We start from the raw sequence: 26549 nt of genomic DNA on the forward strand, positions 1-26549 counted from the left end.
GCAGGTGCCTGGCACCTGCAATAATTCTGTAATTCCTATTCCCACTTTTAAAGGAAGAATGTATACTTACTAAAAAAGATTTGAAGGAAGGAAGTTTATTTTTATGAAAATTAGTACCGCTTTAAATTCATGGATTGTTGAGCAAAGAAGACATTTACATAAAAACCCTGAATTATCTCATTTCGAGACAAAAACGAAAATTTATATTGAGGAGAGACTCAATGAACTTAATATTTACACCTTTTCTATTACCGGTAAGGATATAGTTGGAGTTATAGAGGGAGCTCATCCTGGGAAAACTGTCGCCATCCGCTCTGACATGGATGCCCTACCAATATTAGAGGAAACCGGCCTATCATTTTCATCAGACAATAGTGGAGTAATGCACGCTTGTGGCCATGATGGGCATATGGCCATTTTACTTGGAATCGCCAAAGTTTTAGTAGAGAACAAAGATAAAATATATGGAAAAATTCATCTTTTATTTCAGCATGCTGAGGAAGAAGTTCCTGGTGGTGCGGTAGAAATAGTAGAAGCAAATGGACTTCATGGTATAGATGCTATATTTGGTTATCATTTGTGGGAGCCAATTCCAACAGGAATAATTGGTGTAAGAGAAGGAGCAACAATGGCAGGAGTTGATCGCTTCTCTATTAAAATCCTTGGACGTGGAGGTCATGGCTCTATGCCAGAAACTACTATTGATCCGACACTTGTCATTTCACATATCATTACTCAGCTTCATACTATTGTTAGTCGCAGTATTAAGGCAATAGACCATGCCGTTATCAGTATTGGAGAATTAAGCGCTGGCAGTAATTACAATGTTATTCCTGACACTGCTTTTGCATCTGGAACTGTTCGCTACTTTAACAAAGACATCTCCCTATTAATCCATAAGCGAGTTGAAGAAATCGTTGACGGCGTTTGTAAATCATTTGGAGCTAAATATGAGTTAGAATACCTTCATGGTGATCCACCGTTAATGAATGACAAAGACCTTACTCTTTCTATAAAACAAACATCAACTCGTTTATTTGGAGCTGAGAGAGTAATCGATATAGATCCAATTCTCGGAGGAGAAGACTTTGCTTATTATTCACATGAAATCCCTGCATCATTTACATTTATCGGCATAGGAAAAGAAAACTCTTTCGGTCATCACCATCCAAAATTCGATATTGACGAAGATATGCTTTCCGTAGGTGTAGAATTATTTACAACCGGCGTTCTTCAATATCTAAAAAATCACATATATGAGACAGAAGAAGCCCTTTCGTGATTAAATTGTTACAGGTGCCTGGCACCTGTAACAATTCATTTATTTCCCGGTCAATAAATTTTCAGAATGGCTAATTCTAATCATGAACCAATAAAAAAGGTGTAGAAAAGTCAAAATGACCTTCCCTACACTCTTAAGAAGCAAGCAATATTCTGTAGTATAAATCAGTATAAACTTTTGATGAGTGTTTCCAGCATTACAGGCATTTCAACAAAAGCACTATCTATATGTAATCTCTCTGTTTTCTGATGAGCGTCTTTACCAAATGGACCAACGTTTAATACCGGTCCTTTTAGTTCTGCCATGTCTGTAAATGGAATGCTATACGTATCTCCCCATACTGGTGTGTTACTTTCAAATGAGGTCCAGCCATTTCTGTCGTCCTCATAATTTACATAGCTTAAATCACATATTCCATTAAAATAGTGAACTTGCTTTACTGTATTATCAAAGGATTTGGCTGATTTCTTCATTAGCTCAACCGCATTTTTGATGATTGGATCATGAGAAGTATTCACTGCAGGATAATAAGGTGGTGCAAATAGTAGAACCGTCGCTGGCGCCAGCTCCTGACATTGAATCATCAAACTATCGACTATACGAAGAGATTTTTCTCTGTCATCCCATTCCTCATCTAGCAAAGCCTCTTGCTTTAACCTAAGTACTTCTTCTTCTCCAAGCTTTTTATTTGCATAAGCAAGCAGTTCTTCATATTTTAAGACTTTGACCTGTCCTACCCCTTTTACATGTTCACGCTCGCAAATGTTTTTATAAGTTTCATTCAGCACTTCCATTGCCTCATTAGCTACCTGTTCAAACAAATCCATAATTTCTTTAGCTGTTCTTTTAAATAAAAATACATTATATAGAGCAACCGCTCGGTAAGGAGTCTGTGTAGAATAAGATATTTTCAAGTCCTTTTGCTGCAAAGATACAGGTAGTGGCGTACTTTCACCAAGATCCTTTTCTGTAAACAAAGGGTTAAACTCCATACGCTGCGTTAAGAAAGAAGCAATATAGTTTGCCGTCATTCCCTTCATTGGCTCCCCTACATGTGTTTCTTTACCATAAAACAATGCGGCAGGCATTATTTTACCGATAGTTCCTGAATATATATATTCGTCTATGTCAGTAGGATTTTGAGAAAAGGAAGGCTCACTATTTAAAAACAGTTTATAGTTAAGTCCAAATTCTTCTCGCAGCCTTACTAGCTGAGTTACTGCGGCTCGCATCCCCGCAGAGTTTACCTCTTCGTCTGGGACACTTGTAAGAATTAAATTAATTGGCCACTCTTCCAAAGTTGCTTTTTCTATTAATTGCATATGTAAGGCTAAACCCATTTTCATATCCATAGTCCCACGGCCGAATAAATATTTACCTGTTTCTAAATCAGCTCGTGCTCCCTCAGGCAGTTCACTTGGATTCTCCATTAGCACTTTCGTCAGTTCCTCTGGGAAATATGCCAGTGGCTCCAATGTTCCATACTCTTCCGTTTGAACTGTATCAAAATGACTGATAAGCACTACTGTCTCAGTCGCTTCTGGATGCTTATATAAAGCTGTAACCGCTTGTCTCCCCAAACCAGCATCATGCATTTGCAGTTGACTTGGATGATTTTTAAAATATTCTATTTCTCTAATTTTTTCTAATAATTTTGGTGCAAATTCTCTTTCTCCGTCAGTTAAGGTGATACTATTCCAGCTCACTAGCTCACACAATAGTTCGCGAAGCTTTTGGGGAGTATTCCATAATAGTTGTGTCACCGTATTCCCTCCATTTCAATAAAAATAATTAAATCCAAGCACCCATTTACTTCAAAGGATAAGAGCTGGGCTAGAACAAAAATTAAAACTTTTCCTAAAATAATATTATACTCTATCTTTAAAGTTTATTTTATATAAATATTTAAAAAATTCAAAGAACTATACTGTTAAACAAGTTTTTGTACAAATAAAATCTCTCAAAAAATTAAGCTATTTATTCTTAAGCCAGAAATCATATATTTTATAATAAAAAAAGGCCAATCATCTAGCTCGATTGACCTTGTTCTAAAAGGTTACTTTAAATTTTTCCACTCTTCTTCTAACCAGTCTAAGCCCTTTTCACCCTCATACGCATCATAAACATCGATTCTCATTCTTTTTAGCTTAGTTAAATACTCATCAAAAGTATGATCTTTTGGTAAGCTTTTTTTCACTCGAACGAACACCTTGTTCGCTCCTTTAACTAGTTCAAATTTTTTACGCTTAGGTAATTCTACATTTTCTCCTAATTCAAGCAATGCGCGGAAAGCCTCTTCTTGAATTTGGAATACAGGATCGTGGTTTAATCTAACTTTTAAGATATCTATTACTTGGCTTGTATTATAATTTCCTAATTCTTCAACGGCACTAAGACGAGTTCTCCAGCTTCCAGTACGATTGGCTGCTTTCTTTAGCTCTTCATAGTTTTCAGGCAACTCATTTTTTATAGACTTTTTACTCAATCAATTCAAACTCCTTTTAGCTTCTATTAAAACAATTATGTTTGTCCACTTATTATATACCAAGAAAGGGCTTATACCTATTTATATTTACTCAATGAATACAATGAGTAAATATTCACTCTTTATTACCAATTATATTGAAATTAATTTATTCAAATGATACTATCGATTAAAAGGGGGTGAAAAATTGGAGAACGTCGATGAAATAAAAAAATATAAATTTTTATTATCTTTTCACGATGGCCATCAACTATTATTTGAAACAAACACGGACATTAGAACAGCAGAGCGCGAATACATAAACGGTGGAATGTTCGTGGTGACAGATAACCAATACACCATTAATCTAAACCAAGTAGCACGAATTCAAGTTAAGAAACAGCGATAACCACGTTGTTAACATTAAAGATTGATTTTTATACCAAATAAAACGAAACGCATCCTTCTTAAAAGGATGCGTTTTCAAAATGACTATACTCTTATGAATTATGACCAATATATTACAAGTGCCTGGCACCTGTAATAAATAATAAGCAAGCCCATACCATCACGGGTACAGGCTTTAATAAGGGCTCTTGAATTTTCATCATCAAAATGCTACAAACCGGGTACTTATTAACCTTAAAATACGCCTAAGCTCATTTCCACGTAAGAGGAATTAGTTGTATGCATTTTTTTCATTTGAATGAAAAGTGGGGTCTTCTGAACATATTTTTTTTGCTCCATATAGCTAAATAACTCCCAGTATTTTTCTTGAGATTTTAAAACGAAATCATCTTTTACTCTAGTCATCAGTAAATTGTCTACGCAAAAATAGCTAGTAAATTTAACAGCTTCCTCACTAGGAATAACTAAGCTATCTTCATTTATTGTCAAAAATATCTCTGCAGTCATAACCTCTGCGGTTGGTTCACTAAGAATAGTATAAAATACTACACCTGCTGGTGAATAATTATGCTTCGATAAAAGCTGTACGAAGTCTTGGAAGGCTAATTCAATCTCTTCTGGAACAAAATTATATTTTTTTGATGCTACGTTACGATAAGCAATTTGATGATCCTCTACTATCATTATTCATCACCCTGGCTTTTTAATGGTACATATAAATCTACTATGTATTCCCCATAAACATTTAGAAGGATACAATAATAATAATCCTCAATTTCTATATTATTTAAATTGGAATAGGATTTTATTTCATCGAACGCAGTGTTTATATTAAGTTTTTCATCCGCCTGGCGTAATAATAATGCTCTATCCACTTTAAAGTGTTTTTGAAAAGAAAAGTTCGCATCTTCTGCAACTTCCACTTGACTATTTATCGGAAGATAATAAGTAAATTTTCCAAAAGACTCGTTATCTTCCACACTTTTAAACGAGAAAAACAAAGGTCCATTTCTATATACATCCTTGGTTAATGCAATATCCTCTAAATGATAAATACCTTCCTGCCAATCTTCCTTATTCCCCTCGGCATTAAAGACTAGCAAATTTTCAAACATTAGTGCACATAATTCAATCCCCATCAAGTTCACCCTCTCAGATCAGTTTCCAAACCATTTAAATAACCACGTTCATTATAATTAAAGCTTTTAAAACGCATTTTACAATATAGAATAATAAGCTGCTCCGGAAGAATAAAAAGCATAACATAAAAAAGAGTTATACCAATTAGGACTACACCGTACATATTGAAATCATTGATAGCAGATTTCCTAATGATGAATTGGAGAACCAATACTAAACCAATTCCCACAAATATAGCAGTAGATAACAAGGACTTCTTCTCAAATTTTGTTCGAAGTTGCTCTTTGCGAGAACCCTTTCTATACTGTCCTTTTCGTAATAAAATATAAAATCTTACAAATGTTACAACAAAAACCAGTAAACCAATAAATAATAAAACATATGTAAAGTTTAGAAGAGATTCAGGCGTAGCCTTCATCCCTTCTCCGTCTCTCCCGATGAAAAATAAAGCACAAATAAATAAGGGAAATGTAAAAAGATTTTGAGAAACTAGTATGCTTAATAAATATTGGAATTTTTGGCTTCTACGATAAATGAATGGAATAGCATAAACAATTGACAAAGCGGCTAAAATAATTGTAAACCAAAAGTGCACATTCAGAATTTCCTGTTTATAAGGAAAAATACTATCGTATGATGCCACATAGTATTCTAAAGCATATATCAGTGGCATAAAAATAGCCCCTAAAATTAATGCTACTGCCAATTGAACTGGCCCTTGTCTCCCTGACTCTAAAGGAATCCTTAATACCTCAAAATCCTCTTCCTTTAACCTACTTGCCAAATTTCTCTCCTCTTTCTTAATGGAACCACCCCTTCAGTTTATCCAAAGCGGATTTACCATCGTCCCCTTTAGCGTTTAGTAACATATTGACCCCAACTCCTGCTATTGCTCCAACAAATGTTCCTAATCCTGGTATTGGTATAAATGCAGTACCAGCTGCAGTCAGACCTACTTGAATGGCACTCCCAATCGCCACATCAGCAGCGGTATCTGCTGTAGCTCTTGCTACGGCTTCTCCTCCACTCAATCCATCATCCTTAGCGGTGTTATAATTATCATTAAAACTCAATGCAGCAGTAAGAGGGGCAACTCCTTTAGTAGCTCCTTTTAGTAATCCTTTTGCCACACCATTTTGTGTAACTTCTTTAAAGTCTACTAAATCAGTAAAACCAGTTCCAGCTCCTTTAAACGTAGCAGAACCAACGGTCTTTACCTTTTCACCAAAGGTGGCACTATCTCCCCAATACCGAAGATGGGGATGTTTTTCTAAAACCATTTCTCCTTTTGCTGACCAACCTGACTGTCCAGGTTTCTTTCCAGCATATTTAAGCATTCCTCCAGATTCATTGGGAAAACCTAATTTCCCCATAGCTGTAGCACTAGCATTAATTCGGTAGGAAGTTTTACCATATTCATGAACAAAATGCCTAGAAGTAGATAGTTGCCCGTTTTTAGTAGCATTATACATGTGAATACCCGATTTAGTGTCAGTTATGATAGTGCTAGCATTACCATAATGACCTACATACTCACTAAAATTACCATCTTTTGAAACATCCCCAGTACTTTCAGAAGCATCTTTTTCCGCTACAGAACCTGGATCGTTTACACTGCTCGATAGATTACTTAAAATTGGGGTACAAGCCGTATATTGAGCCCAAGCTTCCGCAGGAAAATGAATGTCGGAGAGCCCTGAGCTCATCATTCCTTCCATTTCCTGTAACCATGTATCCATTGTCTTTATATTCGATTCGACTGATAGCATAGAGGATACTTGAGTTGAGTCAAACTCATTCAAGTCAGTTACTGTGTCATCTTTCTTTTTTCTAGAATCGATGACCCCTTGCTGAACGTCACTATCATCTAAATGAGGAAGTGCCACAATATCGGACACCTGGTCCATTATGGCATTGGACTCATCAGTTAAATTACCAGTAATTCTAGATATTTCAGCTAATCCTTCTTCTACCTCATTTAAAAGGAAGCTTTCCTGAATATACCCCTCTGTGTCTGGCTCCAATGAATCTAAAGCAGATTTTAGCTGGTCAAGCTTTGTTTTAAAATTTTGTTTAAATTGTAAAAAGAATTTTAGAAAAGGAAGATGGCAATCATTGTAGTAGGAGCGAATAGCTTCTCCACCCTGCCCTTTTAGACTACTATCCATTCCCACTAAGCCTGTTATAGTCTTCTCTATTTCTTTTATTTCTTCTTCCAAACGAGTCAACATATCCAAATTGCTCTTTATACCAGTTTGAAGTAAATCTACATCTAATACCTTCATTGCGCCAACATCCTATATCCTCCAGAGCCTTTGATACCCGTGGATAATGTTTCATCCGTTTCTTTCATAAATTCAACAGAGCTAGTAGTAGTAAGGATATTTTCATTCAATAAATTCTGGTATTTAGTCAATAAGGTTTCTAGATTTGTAGAAAGTTCATTTAGTTTATCAACGACATCTAATACATTTCCTTCAATGGGCGACTCTTTTGTAGGATTTAGTCCCTCATTTGCAGCCGTCATTTCCTTTAACTGATTTTCTACATCAGCGTAGACAATTTTTACCTCAGTCATAAAAAGACCTCCTTTGTTATACTCCTGTATATCTTCCCGGATTAGCAGCTTCCTCCGCCGCTATTCTTGCGATTGTTGCCCTAAGAGCCGCAATCTCTGCTTGAATTTCTGCTATTTTAGCTGAAATTGCGCTAAACACCGCGCTAAATTGCGTCCCAATAATTTCTTGGTAAGGAGCCTTTATTCCTGACTCACGTATTTCATCAAAAGCAGTGGCTAGCGTCCCGTACCAGGTTGTAGTAGTTAACTCCGGTTCCATACATTTCGGTTCATTCGAGGTAAACTCAGATTGTTTTCCAGTTAAAGAGGATTGACACTCGTTCAATCTTCTTATTTCCTCTTCTTTTTTTGCTATCATGGCATAATAATGTGCGATCAATTCTATTACCCCTCTCCTAAAGGTTTTTGATCTTTTCTTCTAGAAACACCGTTTGCTGGTTGAGCAAGCTTTGGTAAAAATACAGTGAAAAGAATGATAATCCCAATGACTATAATGGAAAGAAAAATGAAGATAAGAAGATTGTTGCTTGAGCTTTCTTCCTCTTGAAAAGAGGTGTTCGTTTGTACTTTTGTCTCTTTGTCGCCTGAAGTAAATAGCTTTAATTCTACCGATCTTGCTGCTACCGTACTATTCTCTCCTCTTTCAGCATGTTGAAATAAGAAAGAGGAGTCGTTTCGATCAGGTAACTTATTTCTACCATCAAAATAGATATTAAATTGCTTAACAGGAATAGTATTTTTCATTTCGGTCTTCTTTACATCGTGTAGATAATCGGTATTCTTCTTGAATTCTAATTTTTCATATAGCAAAGGTTCTAATTCATCAATTGTTTTATTTTCATCTGCTAGCACTTCTCCACTTTTAAAAAAACAGAGTAGTGCTGCACAGAAGATAATCAAAATAATTTTGTTAGCTTTCATAGGCTTCATCTACTGTTGTAGCATTTTGGCCATTATTCTTGCTCACAAAATACGAAACTACTAGCATCACTATAGCAATAGCGCCTGTAATAATTACTCCCACCAAAAAGTTTGTGTCTGCCTCATATTTAATAGATAAATATACATTCGATAAAATATCTGGAACACTTACATCTGGAACTGCAAGTATTAGTAAAGGAACGATATACACACACATAAGTGCTATACTAGCCAGCCAGCCTGCAGCCTGACCAAATTCTAATGCCGCTCGAACTATAGAAGCACTTGCCAATAGTAATAGCACTGTAAAAATCGTCCACTGAATGGCACGTTCATCATTTAGAATGTACATATTGACACTGTATAAGCTGATAATTATTCCTACTAGAACGGATAAAATTATCGTCATCGCTACGCGAAGCCCAATTGCCCCATCCTTTAATTGATAAGTAAAATACCCTATTAATAAACTGCTAATGAGTAATATGATAAATAAAATAACTGGCGGAACTTTTTGTCCATCTTCTGATACGGCAGTTGCTCCTTTTACTCCTAATGGATTAACAAAATGGTTAAATGCATATCCATTCTCCTGTCCATCCACATATGTGTTAGCTAGGAAACTTTGAATGTCTCCATCAAAGTCGGTCATTGCATCCACGTTAGTTTCCCATTTGCTACTAAACTCGTTAGAAGTTGACTTAATATCATCTGCTTTAGCATGTAAATCATTCGCATAATTCACGAGGTTATTCTGGCGCTCTGATAAGGTGTTCATCATTTCGCTAAGTGAAAGAAGCTGATTACTTACATTTTGTTGACTAGAAACAACCTCTCCTTCACCTACCGTTTGTTGAGGCTCACCAGTGCCTAACATAGTAGCTGGGTTTTGAATCTGTTGTAGCAAAAGATTTGCCTGCTTATCAATAGTGTCTAAATCATTGAGTAGTGATAAATGCTGTTCTTCTACCGTTTCTCTTTGACCTGACATAATAGCTGCAAACGTTGTACTAAGGTCTGTCATACCTAATTGCGTTTGCGGAATACTTTCTTCAACCGCAGTCCAGCTTTCTAATTCCAAATCATTTACGTCTACGACATTTTTTAGTAAAGCAGTTAAAATTTCATCCTCAAGCAGTGCATCCTTATTGACGCTATCTCCACCTTCATTTAATGTGAATTCGAACTGCTCTAGTGTTGCGTAATAGGACAATAAAGAGCTTAGCTCCGTATTGGTAACTCTTTTACTAAATAATTCTTGTAATCTAGTTTTCTGTTCTGCTGTTAGTTGAGCGTGATTCAATAGAGCTTCTTCTTTTTGGCTAATCTCTAATCCCAATCTCACTGTATCAGCCGGATAGGTGTCGATGATTTGTTGAACGGATTTGTATTCTCCGTATACCGTATTATAGTTAGTTAAAAGATTTTTATATTCCTCAGTTGCAGCAGCATAATCATTTGTTCCTTCTTGCTTTGAGTTATTCCAAATACCTTCCTTCTGAGAAATAAGAGCAGTAACATTCGTCAGCTCTCCTTGCAGCTGCTCTAAATCATTTACTAAAGTAGAAGTAGGGTCTGTTTCCGCTACTTTTGTTTTTAAAGATTGTAGCGCGGTCAGAATTTCATTGACCTTTGTACGCTCTTCCTCTAAGCCTGGAAGAAGAGTTTCCGACTTAGCTGCAGCCTTGCGCTCCATTTCTTCGCGAATTGTATTTAACTGCTGTGGATCTGTCCCAATATCCATTAGACCTAAAACAGCTGTACCATTCTTTCTAGCCTCAATTCCTTTTTCTAAACTATTAAGAACAGAGTAGTTGTAACGATCAATTGCAGTTTTTTGGACGGCAAGCAGGTCATTCAATTGTCTGTCTACCTCACCTTTTCGTAGCTCAGACAAAGCATTAAATTTTTCTTGATTGACATCTATGATTTCATTGACCTTATATATTTCATCGTTTAACTTTTCATTGCTTTCTTCAAGCTGTTGTACTGTTTTGTTAAATTTCTCCGACTGCGAAAATGCCGCTACTTTTATCTTGGCCAAGCTATCATCCTGAACCTGCTTCAAAATTTCTTTTTGGCTATCCTGGAAGACTTTATATTGCTGAACATAGCTTATAAATCCATCCATTTGGTTGCCAAAGGTCTCTGCGTTTTGAATTCTAGATGCATGGGCATTATTTGCGGAGCTGATTGTGGAAAGCAATCCGGCCATCTGCTCTTTTTGTCGTTTCATTTCTTCAGCAAGCGTTTCAGATTCAGGTTTATAGTAATCAGACATTGTCGTTAAAAACTCAGTCTCTTTACCTAAAATATTGGCGAATTCCTTTTTTATGTGATCCATCTCTTGAGCCACATACGTCCAATATAGAGTTGATACTTTTTCATTCACTCGATTGCTAGCTGACTCTATTTCATGTAGTACACGCTCTTTACGAAGACCGGCCTTTTGAGAGTGCACTTTATACGAAAACTCTGCCTTGACAGGGTTTTGCTGATCATAGGACATAATATTGGATGAAAAGTTAGAAGGAATATACACGATTGCCTCATATTGATTGGATTTTAGCCCATTCTCAGCAGCCCCTCGACCAACTACCTTCCATTCATATGGTGAGTCGGTAGCTAGAATTGTAACTACCTCTACCCCCATGTCAATATTCTCCTGCCCCTTTGTAATACCTTGGTCCTCATTTACAATTGCGATAACCCGTTTATTTGGGTTATCCAAATCTAATATACTGACCCCCATCAGTTGGAAGAACAAAATAGGGAGAGCTAATATTAAAACAATCCCAGCAACTATTTTCCACAACCCCGAGCTTTTTAAGTTTTTCATTGCGTGATCTTCCTCTCCATCTTACATAACGGAATTAAAACCTTTGTAGCATTTCCATTGAATACGTAATGAGCATAGCCTAGTGGCAGCTCAGCCTCTTTTCTTTCATAAGGAACTGTATATAGCGTTTGCTCCGATTTTTTCATAAAGACTAAGCCTTGTCGAACTAGCTTCAATTCATTAGTGAACGCATCGAATCCCTTTGTTATTTCTGAATTGTTAGCAGATACAATCACATTAAAGCCTAGATGTGTATATTTCTTCATAAGCTTAGATAGGCGATCTTGGATGCCCACATCTGCCACCTGTAAAAATCTTGTATAGCCATCAATGATAAAGTGAGCAGGTATAATCTTTGGTGATTGACCATTTTGTAAGCTCTCTAGATAACTGTTTTCTACCTCTGTGTAATGTTGCTCTACGCGTGCAATCCATTCGATCAATCGATCCTTCGTTTCCAAATATTCCACCTGTGGATCGTCTGAGAAAGTTGCAAGTCCTCGATCGAATGAATCAAAGATAGCAACAAAACCATTCTCTTGGTCAATTAATTGGTGTATTAACCACTTGATTGTGTTCGTTTTGCCTCGTTGAACAGGTCCGATTAACATTAGATGACGATTCTTTTTGAAGTTGATCATGATTGGTCGAACCGTCTCTTCGTCTAAGCCCAGTGGAAACATACCTTGGGCAGGCTTTTCTTCTATATAATTTTGGAAGTTGTTGCTGCTTAGTTCAAGAGGCAACATTGGTATAGGCTTTGGCCCTGGCTGACTTGCATAAGCAGCTCTTATTGTTTGTACTTCTGATTTCAAAGATTCAAGTACCTCAAAATCATCTTTCCCTTGCACTGGTAGGAAAAGCTGTGCAAATTTAGCGTCTTCCTTCTTAATAATGGCTCTCCCTGGGAAAGGCTCTAAGTCAAATGGAACTCTACCGATTACACCGTAAGCCTCCGTGTTATCCATTAGATAATGAACTATTTTCGTTTTTAAATTGTTCATGAGAGACTGTCTGATCGATTGCACTCTAGTTGCGGAAATAAGAAGGTGAATACCTAAAGATTGACCGTCTCGACCAAACTGTATCAGCTGTGCTTCTAGCTCTTCCATTTCTTCACGCACAATATCGTAATTATCCACGGCAACATAAATTAAAGGTAAAGGAGTATCCGATAATTTATTGTACATATGGATATTGCTTACCTCGGCATTTTGGAAGGCTACCTTTCTATTGGAAATTTCATCTTTTAATAGCTTAACTAGCTTGTCACGCTTTAATTCCTCATCCATCGTAAAGTAATCCGCCGTATGCGGGAGTCGTTTTAAAGGAAGAAGGGAACCATTTCCGTAATCTAAAATATATAGATGAGCCTCTGTAGGTTTAAGATTCTGCGCTATGCCTAGTAGGATTCTTAATAGGGTATACGATTTTCCATAGCCAGAGGAACCAAAAATACCTACATTCCCATCCTTCTTCCACTCGTAATAGATTGGATTTTGTGCCTGTTTTTCTGGTTCATCAATCATACCTAACAAAAATGCATCTTTTTGCGGTTCTGCATACTCGAACGGGATGATTCTTAATGCTAAAGGAGGCAGCCACGGACTTTGTAGCTTTTGAATTGACATATCGTCTTGCGTTTGTGCAATTTTAGCTGCCATTGCTTCGATTTCGGTCATATTGCTTTTTTTCTTACTTACCTTCGTTTCAATTCCGGTAAGCGGAATGAGTCCTAAATCAGTTACAACAGCAATGTCTTCTTCTCCTTCAAGTGTTTCCTCCATATAAGGTGCCCCGCTCCAAGCCGATTGGAATAGCTCATAAACCTCGTTGTTCCCTACCTGCAAATAACCTCTACCTGTGACTGTAATAGAAGCAGCATCACTATTTTTTAGGATTTCTTTACTATCATTTGCATCTTGTACCTTCAGAGCTACACGAAAACGAGCGTTACTCCAAATTTGCTCATCAATAATCCCACCTGGCTTTTGAGTCGCCAGTATTAGATGAACTCCTAAGCTACGCCCAATCCGAGCAGTACTTACTAGCTCTCGAATAAATTCTGGCTCCTCACTCTTTAGCTCCGCAAACTCATCAGAAATAAGAAATAAGTGAGGGAGAGGCTCTAATGCGACACCATTTTTATAAAGCGTTGTATAGTCATCAATATGAGAAACCTCATAGCGATCAAAGAGCCTCTGTCTCCGTTTTAGTTCGCTATTAATCGAAGCAAGGGCACGCATACTAAAGTTCTTACTACCTTCAATATTGGTGATTGTTCCTAATAGGTGAGGAATATTCTTAAATGGCTGAGCCATACCTCCTCCTTTATAGTCGATTAATAGAAACGCAACTTCATGTGGGTGGAAATGAACTGCTAGCGATAAAATATATGTTTGAAGGAATTCACTTTTACCAGAACCTGTTGTCCCTGCCAACAATCCATGGGGACCATGAGCTTTTTCATGCAAATTTAAATGAACAAGCTCTTTCTTACCCTTTAATCCAATGGGAACGGCTAATGATTTAGCGGATTCATTCATTTTCCAGTATTGGCTAATCGGAATATCATCCACATCTTTGACGTCGAACATTTCTAAGAAACTTACAGAATTAGGAATAGAATTTTTCATCCCAATTTGATGATTTAAAGTTCTTAGCATACGAGAAAATCGTTCATTCGTAACTGAATCGTACTCATCCAGATGAAATGGCTTGTTAACTGCCTTCCCTTCTTCTATTAAAATATCTCCTTCTTGTTCATTTACATATCGGACAAGGGTATGAACATTCTCAGTCATTCGTTCCTCAGCAGATTCCGCAAAAATAACAGAGAAGCCTAATTCTCTCGTGTCTTTTTTCTCTAAATATTCCATAATGACATGCTCCGCTATTAAGGAGGTATCCGAGATGATAAAAACAAGATGGGGAGCAAATCTCACTTTCCCTTTCATCTCATCGACGTCGCGTTCTCGAATTATTTCATATAGAGAAGAAAGAAGTTGATCGCGAGTTTCCTCGTTATGGATCAAGCCTTTCGCGTGCATATTTGGGAGGGTGGAATGGGGAAGCCACTTCATCCATTCATAATCCTCATATTCTTCATGTTTAAAAATATTAATAAAACGAATATCATGATAGCTATGAGCAAATGCCAATTGTCCAATAATCTGTTGAAGCTCGCGTTTAATAACACTTTCCTTACCTATCAAACCTAAAATACCTTTATGGAGGTCAGTTGTGACTGGCGCAGATGGAATCGTTTGATATACTTTTTCCATTCTTTGAGCTTCTTCTAACAAATCATCGACTTCTCTGTTTGCCAGGTCGCCTGACGTAAGTTTTATCTCGTAGCTAGAAGGAATATCCCCCTTACCCAATCTAAACTGTAGGAAGTCATGACTCTCTAAGCTTTTTTCCCAAATACGACCGGATAACTCCTCAGTCATTTGTTTCATTTCGTCGAATGAAGGAAAATGATATTCTAAAACAAATTTTTGTTTTTCGGAGAGCTCATACAACTCTTCACGCAAATTAGCCATATACGCTGCATATACTCTTCTTCGCTTCTCTTCGTTTTCTTTTCGCTTTTTTCGTTCCTTAAAATAGTTAATCGTCGAGGTTACAAGAACCGCCATGAACATCGTAATGGAGATAATGACAAATAGTCCTCGTGGTACAAAGATCGTGATTGTACCTATCGCAATAAGCATTACAAGTGGTAGGGCAATCGTTAATAACAAACTTCTTCCTGTTGAATCACTTTCCTGAGCTGGAAAGGATATGGATACTTTATCCTCCGGGAGGTCATATATCATACGAGGAGTTCGTCTATATTCAGGATACATACTATATCTTTCGGATTTGGGAAGCTCTATTTCAGGTAGTAAACTTGTATAGTTTGAGCTAGTAACTACCTCGATTAAATCCCTTTTAACGAGCTTTATCTCCATGAAAGCCCATTGAAGGACATCCCCTAATTGGATAATTTGATTTGCTTGACATCTTTTTCCGTTCAAATATAAGGGACAAAGAAAATCCTTCTTTATTATCCAACCATCATTAATTTTATTTACAGAGAAATGTCCAAGCTCTATCTCAGGAAACTGTATATTATGACGATAAAACGTTGCATTATCCCCTTTACTGTCAAAAGATACCTCATTTTCATAGTCGGTATAGTATGTCTTTGCTTGGAGCGGAGCTGATGTTATATAGAGCTTTAGAAATCTTTCTCTTTGCTCGATCGTTAAACTGTTTTCATCTGTTAACTCACCAACCTCCTGGGACCCATCGTTAACTACTAAACGATTTTCCTTTTTTTCTATCTTAATTTCTCCAAAAAGAAACGGAAAGTTTTGTACGGTCACATCGTGCTCAATAGCTGGGCCAATGGTAAGCGCTGTGAAGTCTTTTTCTTTTAGTTCTATTCGTTGATAATCTTCTCCATAAAACACCCATAGCTGTAACAATCTGAACACCTTCTTTCAATCACTCATAATTTTGTGCGAGCAAATACTGATTACATAATAAAACGAATAGAACGCTATATGTCGTATTTACAATGTTAGTTCTTAGAATTTTCTTCTGCTTCTTTTTCAGCCTCTTCTGCTTCTAACATTAATTTTTCGTATTCTTCTACCTCTTGATCTATTTCATTAAGCTGTATTTGCATTTCTTCCCCACTCAGATCCTTATCTGCCTTAACTTCTTCACGTCTTTTTAATAAACCAAATGTAATTAACTCACCGTCTTCCATTCCTCGCGCTAGGTCAACGGCCTCTTCTGCCTCCCCACGCCCTAAATGTATCCAATATTTTAAATAGGAGGAATCGGTCTGTAACGTGATATTAGATAGTACGTTTTTCTTCTGTTCCTCATCAAGTCTTTCATTTGTTACAGAGGCGTAAGCTAGCTCATAAAGAACAACATAAGGCATCGCTTTTACGCTATATGGACTTAACAATGTCACTACCTGACTATAATTCTGGCCAAGAAAGTATTCGTGACTCAATGTATATGCCTCATGTTTAGGCTTTTCATGTACGAAATAAATAATAGTAAATATGATTGCAGGAAGAATTAAAATGCCTAGACCTATAGCTAAATATTTTGTCCATTTCCATTTCTTTCTTGGTAGTTTTACATTGCTCCTTTCTTTTATTTCTAGTTGTTCCATTTGTTCTGCAATGTAGTCTAAAAGGGATTGACTATTCTTCATCCCCATTATGGTAGCCCCAATTTCTTTTAGCTCTAATATTTCGGAGTATTTTAAATACTCTTCAAAGGTAAATGAACCATCAATTGCAGCTGCAACTACTGCTTTTGTCTCTAGCCAAAGCCTCTCTTCATCCGTTTCATATGGTGGAAGACTCCCTAGAACACCGTAGTAGAGAAACATCGGCTCAACAGCCTTGCTATATACAATATTTTCAGGACATACAATCAGATTTAATCGAGGATATGGATGTGAGTATACTTTTTCTACTAGCTGATAACCAAGCATCCATCTGGATTTTTCCTCTTCCCGCTGAATGTCTTTAAAACGCATATAATCCTTTGGAATCATTGCCTGAAGAATTAACTCGTCATCTGTGATAACTATATCTTTAGATATTTTAGGATTTACTTCTTTTAAGAAGATAATTTCCTCTGTACGTTTAAAAGCAACTCGTTCCTTCTGGAATACAAATGTGGTTTTATTTGCTTCTTCATTTATTTCTGCACCGGTTCTGTTTTTTAAATATGTATAAGTTTTAATTGTTTTAGCTCTTTGATTAATCTTTTCTTTCTTTTTAGAGGCCATATCCATTTCTCCTTAAATGATTTCAATTCGATCGCCGGTCGTAATTCCACAGTCAGACATAGTTAAATGCCCTGGAAACAACTTATCTTTGTTCACCACGCGTATCCAATGTCCTTCTCGCTTTGGTTCTGAGATGGAAGCAGCCTGCCAGGCAATATCAATCATTTTTTTCATCGTGTAATAATCGGATAGCCGGAGGTCAATAATTTTCCCGTTATACTTAGAAAGGTCTACTGTAATCTCTATATACACAAATCTCACCTCTCGAAAATAGTATTAAAGCTAACCAAAATAGAAGAAAAAGAAGGAAAAGCGCCTTCCGCAGTGGAATGACGCTCTATGTTTTCATCCTTCACATTGCAACTCTTACCCTCTGATTTGGCTAGCAATTTGTTGGTCAGCATCTTGAAGAGCTTGACCAGTACGACTTAATTGCACACTAACCTCACTTAAAAGCTCACGCATATCGTTGAAATGCGGTTTAAGTCTTTCATATTGTTCTGCAAAGGCTGCACTAGAAGCACCCTCCCACATGGATTGCAATTCGCCAATCATTCCGTCCAAACGGCCGATTTGAGAAGCAACCTCACTTGACTCATGACTGTAACGTGATGACATAGCATCCAATTCTGCTGGTGTTACGCGAATAATTCCTGACATTCATTACATCTCCCTTGTGTTTAAGTTTTTTAGCAATTTATAAAATAACTGTGATAGCTAACGTAAAGAAGTTCTTTATGTTCCTCCACAGGTACTTCCTCTTTTTACTGCTTTATACAATTAGATTACAAATATTTTACATAAAATAATTGCTAATGGATATATTTTACTTTTTGATACTTTCTACTATGAATTATACTAAATAAATCCAATTCTTATAGTCTTATCCCCCTGTTTGGCAATCTATAAACCTATTAATAAAAATATTTTTTTAAGGGGTATAAAACACATTATTTCCACTGCCTAATATAATAAATAACATTCTCTTTTTAAGGAGTCAAAGAATTCCAAAATTGCTACTTTTACTTTCTAGCACTAATAACTCACAGACTTTCGTCACGTTTTTTTAATAATTAAATTTTATAACAAATTTCTAGCTATTATCACCATAAAAACTTTTTCTAAATATCAACATTTTATTATCCTTAACATAAACCAAGTAATTTGCCTCATTTTCTGTAATATAGCATCACCCAAATATCTTAGTTCAAAGATACTTGAACCTATGACAAATCCCAACACAAACTCAATCCCTAAACACCCTTATATTACAAAAGTGTTACAGGTGCCAGGCACCTGTAACACTCCTGACACGATTATCTATTTAATATATAGAACTGAAAAAACCATCATCTATTTTTTAATAGATGATGGTTTTTAATTTAGTAAGTATAGAACCCTTTGCCTGTTTTTCGGCCAAGTTTACCCGCCCTTACATTTTTTCTAAGTAGAGGTGGGACTCTGTATTTGCTGTCTCCAGTTTCCTCAAACAATGTTTCTGCTACTGATAAAAGTGTATCTAAACCAATCAAATCAGCTAATGCTAGTGGACCTATTGGTTGGTTTGTTCCAAGCATCATACCTTTATCTATATCCTCTGCGGTTGCGATTCCCTCGCCTAAGACAAAAATTGCTTCATTGATCATAGGAACTAGAATACGGTTAACAACAAATAACGGAGCATCTTGTATCGTGATACTTTCTTTCCCTATGTGTTGGACTAACCCTTTCACTATTTCATACGTCACATCACTTGTATCAGAGCCTTTTATAATCTCTACTAGCTTCATCACAGGCACTGGGTTGAAGAAATGCATTCCAATCACTCGGTCCGGACGTTCAGTTGCTGCTCCTATTTCTGTTATGCTAAGGCCTGAAGTGTTAGAAGCTAGAATTGTCTTTGAATCACAAATAACATCTAATTCAGCAAACATTCTTTTCTTTATTTCGCTGTTTTCTAATATAGCTTCTATTACGATGTCTAACCCTACTAGCTTTGTTTTATCAGCTGTAAATGTGATTCTACCTAGCACCTGTCCAATTTCACTAAACTCTTTGTTCTCTTTTTTATAGAGTCTCCATAAATTAGCATCAATCGTGGAAGCTGCTGTTCTCAGTGTTTCGTTGTCAATATCGCATAGCGTCACTTCATGCCCTGCTGAAGCCATCACTTGTGCGATTCCGTTCCCCATGGTTCCTGCTCCTAATACACCAATCTTCATCATGGTTACCTCCTAAAACTCTAAGATGTTCTTTCTAACTTCTCTTTTGATATAACTATTTAAAGCCACTTCAATTATCAGAAAATTGCCCGATAATATTATTATACTTCCAATAGAAATACTTATCTAGCGAAACATGATAAATATTGGTAAATTATTATTAGCCCTAGGGACAGCTTATAGAATCCTTGCATAAATTTCTTCCTTAGCTCACATTTTCAATAATAATAGCAATACCTTGACCGCCACCGATGCAAAGGCTGGCTATCCCATACTTTAACCCTCGTCTTTTTAGCTCATATGCCAAAGAAATAAAGATACGTGTTCCGCTCGCTCCAACAGGATGTCCCAAAGCAATTGCTCCCCCATTGATGTTAGTCTTTTCTCTATTAAGACCTAATTCTTTTTCCACAGCTAAATATTGAGAGGCAAATGCTTCATTTATTTCTACTAGATCCATCTCCTCTAAAGTCAAATCCGCTCGAGAAAGTGCTTGTTTGATTGCTGGAACGGGACCAATTCCCATTATGGAAGGGTCTACGCCAGCTATGCCCCAGGATACAATTTTTGCAATTGGCTTTAGCCCATGCTCATCTACAGCTTCTCCGCTTGCAATCACTACTGAGGCAGCACCATCATTGATGCCGCTTGCATTACCAGCAGTAACTGTACCGTCCTTCTGAAATGAAGGCTTTAATGAAGCGAGCTTTTCTGCCGTTACCTGACCTTTAATATGCTCATCCTGCTCGACTAAAGTTGTGCCCTTTCTGCTCGATACTTCAACGCCTACGATTTCCTCTGCAAATCTACCAGACTCTTGTGCATAGGCTGCACGTTTTTGACTAAGTAGAGCAAACTCATCCTGTTCTTCTCGTGATGTTCTGTATTGTTCTGCTAATTTTTCCGCAGTCAAACCCATACCAATTCCGATGTACTCATCCGTTAACGTGCTCAGTACCATATCTTCGTACTTCATTGCCCCCATTTTGCTACCACCAAATCTAGCAGTAAAGTTTGCATAAGGTGACATCGACATATTTTCTGCACCACCAGCAAGAACTATATTAGCTTCTCCCAGCAAAATCATTTGAGCTGCAGAGACAATAGATTGACAACCTGAGCCACATAAGCGATTGACATTCATGGCTGGAACCTCAATTGGTATTCCTGCCTTTAAACCGATATGTCGAGACAGAAAAGCGGCGTTGGTGCTGGAATGTATGACATTTCCGTAAATAACATGATCTATTTGATCCGATTTAACTTGTGACCGCTCCATCGCCTCTTTTGCAGTTACTGCTCCTAACTCATCCGCTTTTACACTTGCTAGGGACCCTCCAAAACTCGTAAAAGCCGTCCTTGCACCATCAATTAAAAATACTGTTTTCATATTTTCCTCCTAACCGTTTCGAAGAGAATTCTTCAAAACCTTTCCGCTTGCATTTCTAGGTAAGCCATCAATGAAATCTACCTCTGCCGGCATCTTAAATTTCGCTAAATGTTTGGAACAAAAAGCTAAAACCTCTTCTTCCGTAATTTTCTGACCGTCTTTAATCACTGCAAACGCCTTCGGAACCTCCCCGTAAACCGGGTGAGGGACCCCTATTACAGCAGCCTCTAGTAGTTCAGGGATTTGATACAGTACCTCTTCGACCTCGACTGGATACACGTTTTCACCACCGCGAATGATCATATCCTTTTTACGATCTACAATATAAAGCAGACCCTCTTCGTCAAACTTCCCAAGGTCCCCGCTATATAGCCAGCCATTTTGAATAGCTCTGTTTGTCTCTTCCTCATTCTTTAAATAACCCTTCATGACCTGAGGACCTTTTATAACTATTTCTCCAACCTGCCCAGTCGGCAAAGACTCACCAAACTCATCGACAACTTGAACTTCGGTCAGCGGTAGAGGTTCTCCCACTGAACCCACTTTTTCCAAAGCATAATAGTCCTTCAACGTAGTTGCAGCTGGAGAGTTTTCCGTTTGGCCATACAAATTTTGTACATTTACCGTTGGAAATAAAGCCTTCACCTTTCTTACAAGCTCATAGGGCATAGGAGCAGCTCCATAAGTCAATAACCTTAAGTGAGGAAGCTTCATCTGCTGAATTTTTGATGTGTTTAATAGAATGCTATACATTGCTGGAACGCCAAAGAAAATGGTAATTTTCTCTTTCTCCATCGTATTTAACGCTTGCTCTGGAGAAAAAGCCTCCTCTATGACAATAGTTCCTCCCGCATAAATAACTGGAATGCTAAATACATGACTTGCTGCACAATGAAACAGCGGAGCTACAATTTGCATTCTATCCCTGCCATTCAGCTCCATTGCCTCTCCCCATATTTGTGCCGTCGAATATACATTCTTAGCAGATAGCATAACTCCTTTAGGCTTGCCAGTAGTTCCTGACGTATAAAAAATCACACTTGTTTTCTCTTCCATTGGTGGTACTTCATTCATCTGTATACTCGAGTCTCCAAGTATGGCTTCTAGCGTGTTATCTCTACCAACCTCAAGTACATCATGAAAACTTTCAAATGTCTCAGTAATTTCATTTAGCACAGATTCTAATCGAAAGTCATATATAAGGGCCTTTGCCTCCGAATGCTTGAATATATACTCTATCTCAGGAGCAGCTAACTTGGTGTTAACTGGCATCACTGTAAAACCACCTAGCTGACAAGCGTAATAACAAACTAAAAAATAATCGGAGTTTTGTAGGTATAGGGCGATAATATCCTCTTGTTTATAGCCTTTTTCTTGAAAGTAACCAGCTAGACGTTTTGCTTGCTCATAAAACTCCCTATAGGTTGTCTCTTTTCCATTGAATTGCGTGATAATGTGATTAGGTTGCTCTTTTACATGCCATGCCAATTTTTCAGTAATAAACATATTAACCAATCCCCTTTTTAATTGATTAGACTTACTTCATTACTTTCAATAGATAATCACTATAAATATTTTGCAATTCTAAAAGAGAATTCTCTCCATCTTTCTTGTACCATTGCTGAATCCAGTTTAAGGATCCCAATAAAAGCATTCTTGCCATCTTAGATTCTTTAATGCTAAACTCTCCACAGTCAATTCCTGCTATAATAACGCGATCGAACCAACTAGCGTATTCATTTCTTTTCTTCAAAATCGGATGAAGCTGATCTGTAGAAAATGTTTCATCTGGCTTGATTATCATGTTAAAGGATTCCTTCTCTAGCACCGCATATTTAATATGAACAGCAATCATTTGGCGAAGTATTTCTTCATTAGAAATACAATTATGAAAAACCTCTCGAAGCTCTCCGATGGCTTGTTCCAGTACTAGTTCATGACATTGGAAAATAAGATCTTCCTTATTTTTAAAATAATAATAGAGTGATCCCTTCGTCATTTGTAGCTCAGCAGCTATTTCTTCCATCGTGGCTCGCTGATATCCCTTTTCATTCATAATTTTGACCGCTGATAAGATAATTTCCTCTTTCTTCTTCCTGATTTTATTCTCAGAGAGCGTCAAAATAGAACCTCCTTGCATGCCTTATAGATCTAGCTTTTTAGCTATAATTGTTTTCATGATCTCCGTCGTACCGGCGTAAATACTAGCTACTGGAATATCTCGATATCTTCTAGCAATCTCATACTCTTCCATATACCCGTACCCACCGTGAAGATGTAAGCACTCTGCTGCAACACGTTTTGCCATTTCACTAATCCACCATTTGGCCATAGAAACTTCCTTGACTAAATCTTCCCCATCAATATGACGCGCTGTCAATTGGTTTATATAGGTTCTTCCGATATCAATTTCCGTTGCTATTTCAGCAATTTTAAATTGGGTGTTTTGAAATTTACTAATAGACTGTCCAAAGGCTTTTCTACTTTTTACATAATCTATCGTGATTCGAAGCATTTCCTCTGCTTCCACCTGGCATTGAATAGCCACAATCAGTCGCTCTTGTTGAAGGTTTTGCATTAAATAATAAAACCCTTTGCCTTCTTCCCCAAGTAAATTTTCTACTGGAACTTTGACATCCTCAAATATTAATTCACCAGTGTCTCCACTATGAATCCCAATTTTATCTAACTTCTTTCCATGCTTGAAGCCCTCCATCCCCTTTTCCACAACAAGTAAGCTAATACCTCTGTGAGCAGGCTGAGCGGTTGGATCTGTCTTACAAACCACGATAGCAAAATCAGCTATCGTACCATTTGTGATAAAGGTCTTTTCTCCGTTTAAGATATAATGATCACCATTTCGTCGTGCAGTTGTTTTGATGCCTGCCAAATCAGAACCAGCACCCGGTTCAGTCATACCAATCGCATTTATTAGCTCCCCACTAACACAACCGGGTAGCCATCTTTGCTTTTGCTCTTCTGTTCCAAGCTCCGCGATGTAAGGGCTTACAATATCAGAATGGAGACACATACCACTAGCTAAACCCTGTCCAACACGTTCCAACTCTTCTATTAACACCATAGAATAAGAGAAATCCAAGCCTAATCCGCCATATGCCTCATCGACCCAAGGACACAAGAAACCATTCTCCCCCATTTTAGTCCAAAAGGAACGAGGTATCTCTCGCTCAGCCTCCCATTTCTCATAAAAAGGATAAGCCTCCTTATCTAACATCTTCCTTAAAGACTTTCGAAACAGCTCATGCTCCTCTGTTAAAAACGTACCCTTCATTCAATCACACCCTCTCGTATATTATTCAGAAAATTGTCATTATTATTTATTATATAGATTAGAGAAACAAAATAAAACTAAAAATTGAACGCCGTTCAAATTACAGATATATTACAGGTGCCAGGCACCTGTAATATATCTGTAATCTAGCTCCTACTATCAATCAATTAAAATATCGCATCATCTGTTGCACAAGAAAACACTCTAGCAATTAATGCTAGAGTGTTCCTAGAATGCTTAGTTATTCGGTTTATTATTATCATTTGGAGGCAAGTCCTCATATGGATGTAAGTCATCCGTTGATGGGATATTATAGCCTGTGCTCGGGGAATCCTCTTCATGAGCTTGCTTCATAGGATTTCCAGTTGGGTAACCTTCACCAGTTTGCTGATCAAAATCACCTACTGGTTTGACCTCGTCAATGTGAGGTCCTTTTCCTCTTTTTAAACTTTTTTCCGCTTCTGAAGGATCGCGGAAATTCTCTTTAAATGATTCTTTTATGCCTTCTTTTTCTGTTTCGTATCTTTCCTTCGAAACATCAGCTTCCTCAATGCTTTTTTCCATTTTACTCAAGTAACGAGATGCGTGCTCGCGTCCACCTAGACCAAACGCTAGGCCAAATGCTAGTGCAACTCCTCCAAGAATTAATATAAAAGCAGAGTTAATGATTGCTGCTGCGATCCCTAGCTGACTCAATGCCATGAAAAACGCAAATGCTAGAATAGCATATTTAGCAACGTAGCGTAAGAAATGTGGAGTTCCTGAAGAATGCTTCATCACGCTTCCTACTAATTTCTCTGCTAGATTAGCTAGCCAGAAGCCTACCGCCAATATAACTACCGCTGCAATGACATGTGGTAAATAAGCAAATATTGCCGTAGCAAGGGTTACCATGAATTCTAGGTCTAACACTTGTAATGCTTCAACAACAAACAATAAAATAATGACAACCTGTACGATAGTACCAATTATTCCGGCAAACGAAGGTGTTGAACCTCCAGTAGAAGAAAAGCCCATTTTGCCAAAGATAGAATTGATTCCTAGGTTTTGCAGTAAAGTAACAACTACATCTTTAATCCACTTAGCAACTACAATACCAACAAGAACAAGCACTATTGCTACGAAAATCTTAGGTAGCATTGCTAGGATATTATTTAACATTGCAATCGCTGGCTGTGATATTCCTTGTAAATCTAAAATTTCGAGTGCTGTAATTGAAACTGGAATTATAATCAGTACGAATACAATAATTCCTGCAATCTTAGAAATACTTGTACCTTCTATGAAACTAGAAAGCTTTAATTTGTCTGCTAGTTTATCTGCTCCAGCAGCCTGTAGAAATTTTTCTACTAAAGTGCGAACAAGTTTAGCCACAAACCATCCAATAGCAAACACGATTGCTGCTGACACTAATTTAGGAATGAAATTAAAGAAGCTAGCAAGCATACCTTCAAAAGGTCCACTTAATCCATCAATTCCAAGTGCGCTTAATACTGCTGGAATGAATAAAAGGAAGATTAAATAATACGCAACATTCGCTGCAGTATCTGTCCATTTTACTTGGTCTACCTTTGAAGGATCTCCTCCAGTTTTCATAATGTATTTATTTAGGCTAAATTTATTACCAACCATTTTAATCACTTTTTTAACTAACGTAGCTAGAACCCATGCAAACAGTAAGATGAGACCTGCTTTTAAAATATTTAATATAGCTTCTGTAATTCCTGAATACATAGATACAAATGGAGATACTAAGGTACCCATGTTTAGAATAGAGAAGAATAGAATAAATGCAAAGATTAGAACAATAAAGAATACTACCTTGCTAAGTATTTTCTCTACTGACCACTCCCCTTTAACATTTCCAAGACGTTCATTTACTCGATATTTTCTTAAAAGCTTAAACGTAGCATTTTCTAGTAGCTTGGCTACAAAAAATCCTATTAACAAGACTAATAATGCTAATAAAAACTCTGGTAAGAAATGAAGGGTGTCCCTCCAATAGAATTCATCAAACATTCTGTGTCCTCCTTTTGTTTGTTAAATGTTCACAATAACAAATTACCCTTAGCTTTATACTTCAAACTATAAATTCTCAATAATTTATTAAAAGTAAAAATACCCCACTTTATATTCAAAAATGAAAACCTATTTTTCCTCTTTCCTTAGTGCTTTATGTACAAAAACATATTCTCTTTCTTCCT

22 protein-coding genes are annotated in these 26549 nt (G+C 37.1%); 2 read left to right on the forward strand and 20 right to left on the reverse strand.

Annotated features, from left to right (window positions below; all coding sequences use genetic code 11):
- The first annotated feature begins 103 nt into the window (after positions 1–103).
- Positions 104–1282, forward strand: coding sequence for a M20 metallopeptidase family protein (locus D0S48_RS07570; RefSeq protein ID WP_151111010.1), 1179 nt, complete (start codon positions 104–106; stop codon positions 1280–1282).
- Between the two features lie 164 nt (positions 1283–1446).
- Here D0S48_RS07570 and D0S48_RS07575 read toward each other — a convergent pair whose 3' ends face one another.
- Positions 1447–3045 carry a M20/M25/M40 family metallo-hydrolase gene (locus D0S48_RS07575; RefSeq protein WP_151111012.1) on the reverse strand — a complete coding sequence of 533 codons (1599 nt, stop codon included), beginning with the start codon at positions 3043–3045 and terminating at the stop codon, positions 1447–1449.
- Positions 3046–3338: 293 nt separating this feature from the next.
- Complete coding sequence (locus tag D0S48_RS07580; protein WP_151111014.1) at positions 3339–3767, reverse strand: HEAT repeat domain-containing protein; 429 nt, start codon at positions 3765–3767, stop codon at positions 3339–3341.
- A gap of 187 nt (positions 3768–3954) precedes the next feature.
- On the opposite strand from D0S48_RS07580, the gene D0S48_RS07585 reads away from it, so the two are divergent.
- A complete protein-coding gene (locus tag D0S48_RS07585; protein WP_144537429.1) occupies positions 3955–4155 on the forward strand; it encodes a hypothetical protein in 201 nt (66 codons plus the stop codon).
- 233 nt (positions 4156–4388) lie between these two features.
- On the opposite strand, the gene D0S48_RS07590 is transcribed toward D0S48_RS07585, so the two are convergent.
- The 18 genes from D0S48_RS07590 to D0S48_RS07675 form a co-directional block, all read right to left on the reverse strand.
- Positions 4389–4838 carry a DUF5085 family protein gene (locus tag D0S48_RS07590; RefSeq protein ID WP_151111016.1) on the reverse strand — a complete coding sequence of 150 codons (450 nt, stop codon included), beginning with the start codon at positions 4836–4838 and terminating at the stop codon, positions 4389–4391.
- Entirely contained in the window at positions 4838–5293 is a 456-nt protein-coding gene (locus tag D0S48_RS07595; RefSeq protein WP_151111018.1) for a DUF5085 family protein, read from the reverse strand. Before D0S48_RS07595 ends, D0S48_RS07590 begins: the two co-directional genes overlap by 1 nt.
- Positions 5294–5298: 5 nt before the next feature.
- Positions 5299–6078 (reverse strand): hypothetical protein, encoded by a 780-nt coding sequence (locus D0S48_RS07600; protein WP_151111020.1) that lies wholly within the window; start codon positions 6076–6078, stop codon positions 5299–5301.
- A gap of 16 nt (positions 6079–6094) precedes the next feature.
- Complete coding sequence (locus D0S48_RS07605; protein ID WP_151111022.1) at positions 6095–7579, reverse strand: ribonuclease YeeF family protein; 1485 nt, start codon at positions 7577–7579, stop codon at positions 6095–6097.
- Positions 7576–7872, reverse strand: coding sequence for a YwqI/YxiC family protein (locus tag D0S48_RS07610; RefSeq protein WP_144537419.1), 297 nt, complete (start codon positions 7870–7872; stop codon positions 7576–7578). Before D0S48_RS07610 ends, D0S48_RS07605 begins: the two co-directional genes overlap by 4 nt.
- 16 nt (positions 7873–7888) lie before the next feature.
- Positions 7889–8251: a YwqH-like family protein gene (locus D0S48_RS07615; protein WP_225215872.1), complete on the reverse strand. Its 363-nt coding sequence runs from the start codon at positions 8249–8251 to the stop codon at positions 7889–7891.
- Positions 8252–8256: 5 nt separating this feature from the next.
- Positions 8257–8793, reverse strand: a complete 537-nt coding sequence (essA, locus tag D0S48_RS07620; RefSeq protein WP_191963887.1) for a type VII secretion protein EssA — start codon at positions 8791–8793, stop codon at positions 8257–8259.
- Positions 8783–11632 (reverse strand): type VII secretion protein EsaA, encoded by a 2850-nt coding sequence (gene esaA, locus D0S48_RS07625; RefSeq protein WP_151111027.1) that lies wholly within the window; start codon positions 11630–11632, stop codon positions 8783–8785. Before esaA ends, essA begins: the two co-directional genes overlap by 11 nt.
- Positions 11629–16107, reverse strand: a complete 4479-nt coding sequence (gene essC, locus D0S48_RS07630; protein WP_151111029.1) for a type VII secretion protein EssC — start codon at positions 16105–16107, stop codon at positions 11629–11631. The genes esaA and essC overlap by 4 nt, the downstream gene beginning before the upstream one ends.
- Before the next feature lie 95 nt (positions 16108–16202).
- The gene (essB, locus tag D0S48_RS07635; RefSeq protein WP_191963888.1) at positions 16203–17441 is read right to left on the reverse strand and encodes a type VII secretion protein EssB; all 1239 of its coding nucleotides are present in this window, start codon (positions 17439–17441) and stop codon (positions 16203–16205) included.
- A 12-nt stretch (positions 17442–17453) separates the two neighbouring features.
- Complete coding sequence (locus D0S48_RS07640) at positions 17454–17693, reverse strand: ESX secretion system protein YukD (protein ID WP_151111032.1); 240 nt, start codon at positions 17691–17693, stop codon at positions 17454–17456.
- A gap of 114 nt (positions 17694–17807) precedes the next feature.
- Positions 17808–18101, reverse strand: a complete 294-nt coding sequence (locus D0S48_RS07645; RefSeq protein ID WP_144537407.1) for a WXG100 family type VII secretion target — start codon at positions 18099–18101, stop codon at positions 17808–17810.
- A gap of 722 nt (positions 18102–18823) precedes the next feature.
- On the reverse strand, positions 18824–19666 hold the full coding sequence (locus D0S48_RS07650) for a 3-hydroxyacyl-CoA dehydrogenase NAD-binding domain-containing protein (protein ID WP_151111035.1): 843 nt from the start codon (positions 19664–19666) through the stop codon (positions 18824–18826).
- 202 nt (positions 19667–19868) lie between these two features.
- Positions 19869–21053 carry an acetyl-CoA C-acetyltransferase gene (locus D0S48_RS07655; RefSeq protein WP_151111037.1) on the reverse strand — a complete coding sequence of 395 codons (1185 nt, stop codon included), beginning with the start codon at positions 21051–21053 and terminating at the stop codon, positions 19869–19871.
- A 9-nt stretch (positions 21054–21062) separates the two neighbouring features.
- On the reverse strand, positions 21063–22559 hold the full coding sequence (locus tag D0S48_RS07660; RefSeq protein ID WP_151111039.1) for a class I adenylate-forming enzyme family protein: 1497 nt from the start codon (positions 22557–22559) through the stop codon (positions 21063–21065).
- A gap of 31 nt (positions 22560–22590) precedes the next feature.
- Complete coding sequence (locus D0S48_RS07665; RefSeq protein WP_225321713.1) at positions 22591–23175, reverse strand: TetR/AcrR family transcriptional regulator; 585 nt, start codon at positions 23173–23175, stop codon at positions 22591–22593.
- A 21-nt stretch (positions 23176–23196) separates the two neighbouring features.
- Positions 23197–24345: an acyl-CoA dehydrogenase family protein gene (locus D0S48_RS07670; RefSeq protein WP_151111043.1), complete on the reverse strand. Its 1149-nt coding sequence runs from the start codon at positions 24343–24345 to the stop codon at positions 23197–23199.
- A gap of 237 nt (positions 24346–24582) precedes the next feature.
- Positions 24583–26364, reverse strand: coding sequence for a mechanosensitive ion channel (locus D0S48_RS07675; protein WP_151111045.1), 1782 nt, complete (start codon positions 26362–26364; stop codon positions 24583–24585).
- Positions 26365–26549: the final 185 nt, after the last annotated feature.

Source organism: Psychrobacillus sp. AK 1817 (assembly GCF_008807035.1).
GTDB lineage: Bacteria > Bacillota > Bacilli > Bacillales_A > Planococcaceae > Psychrobacillus > Psychrobacillus faecigallinarum.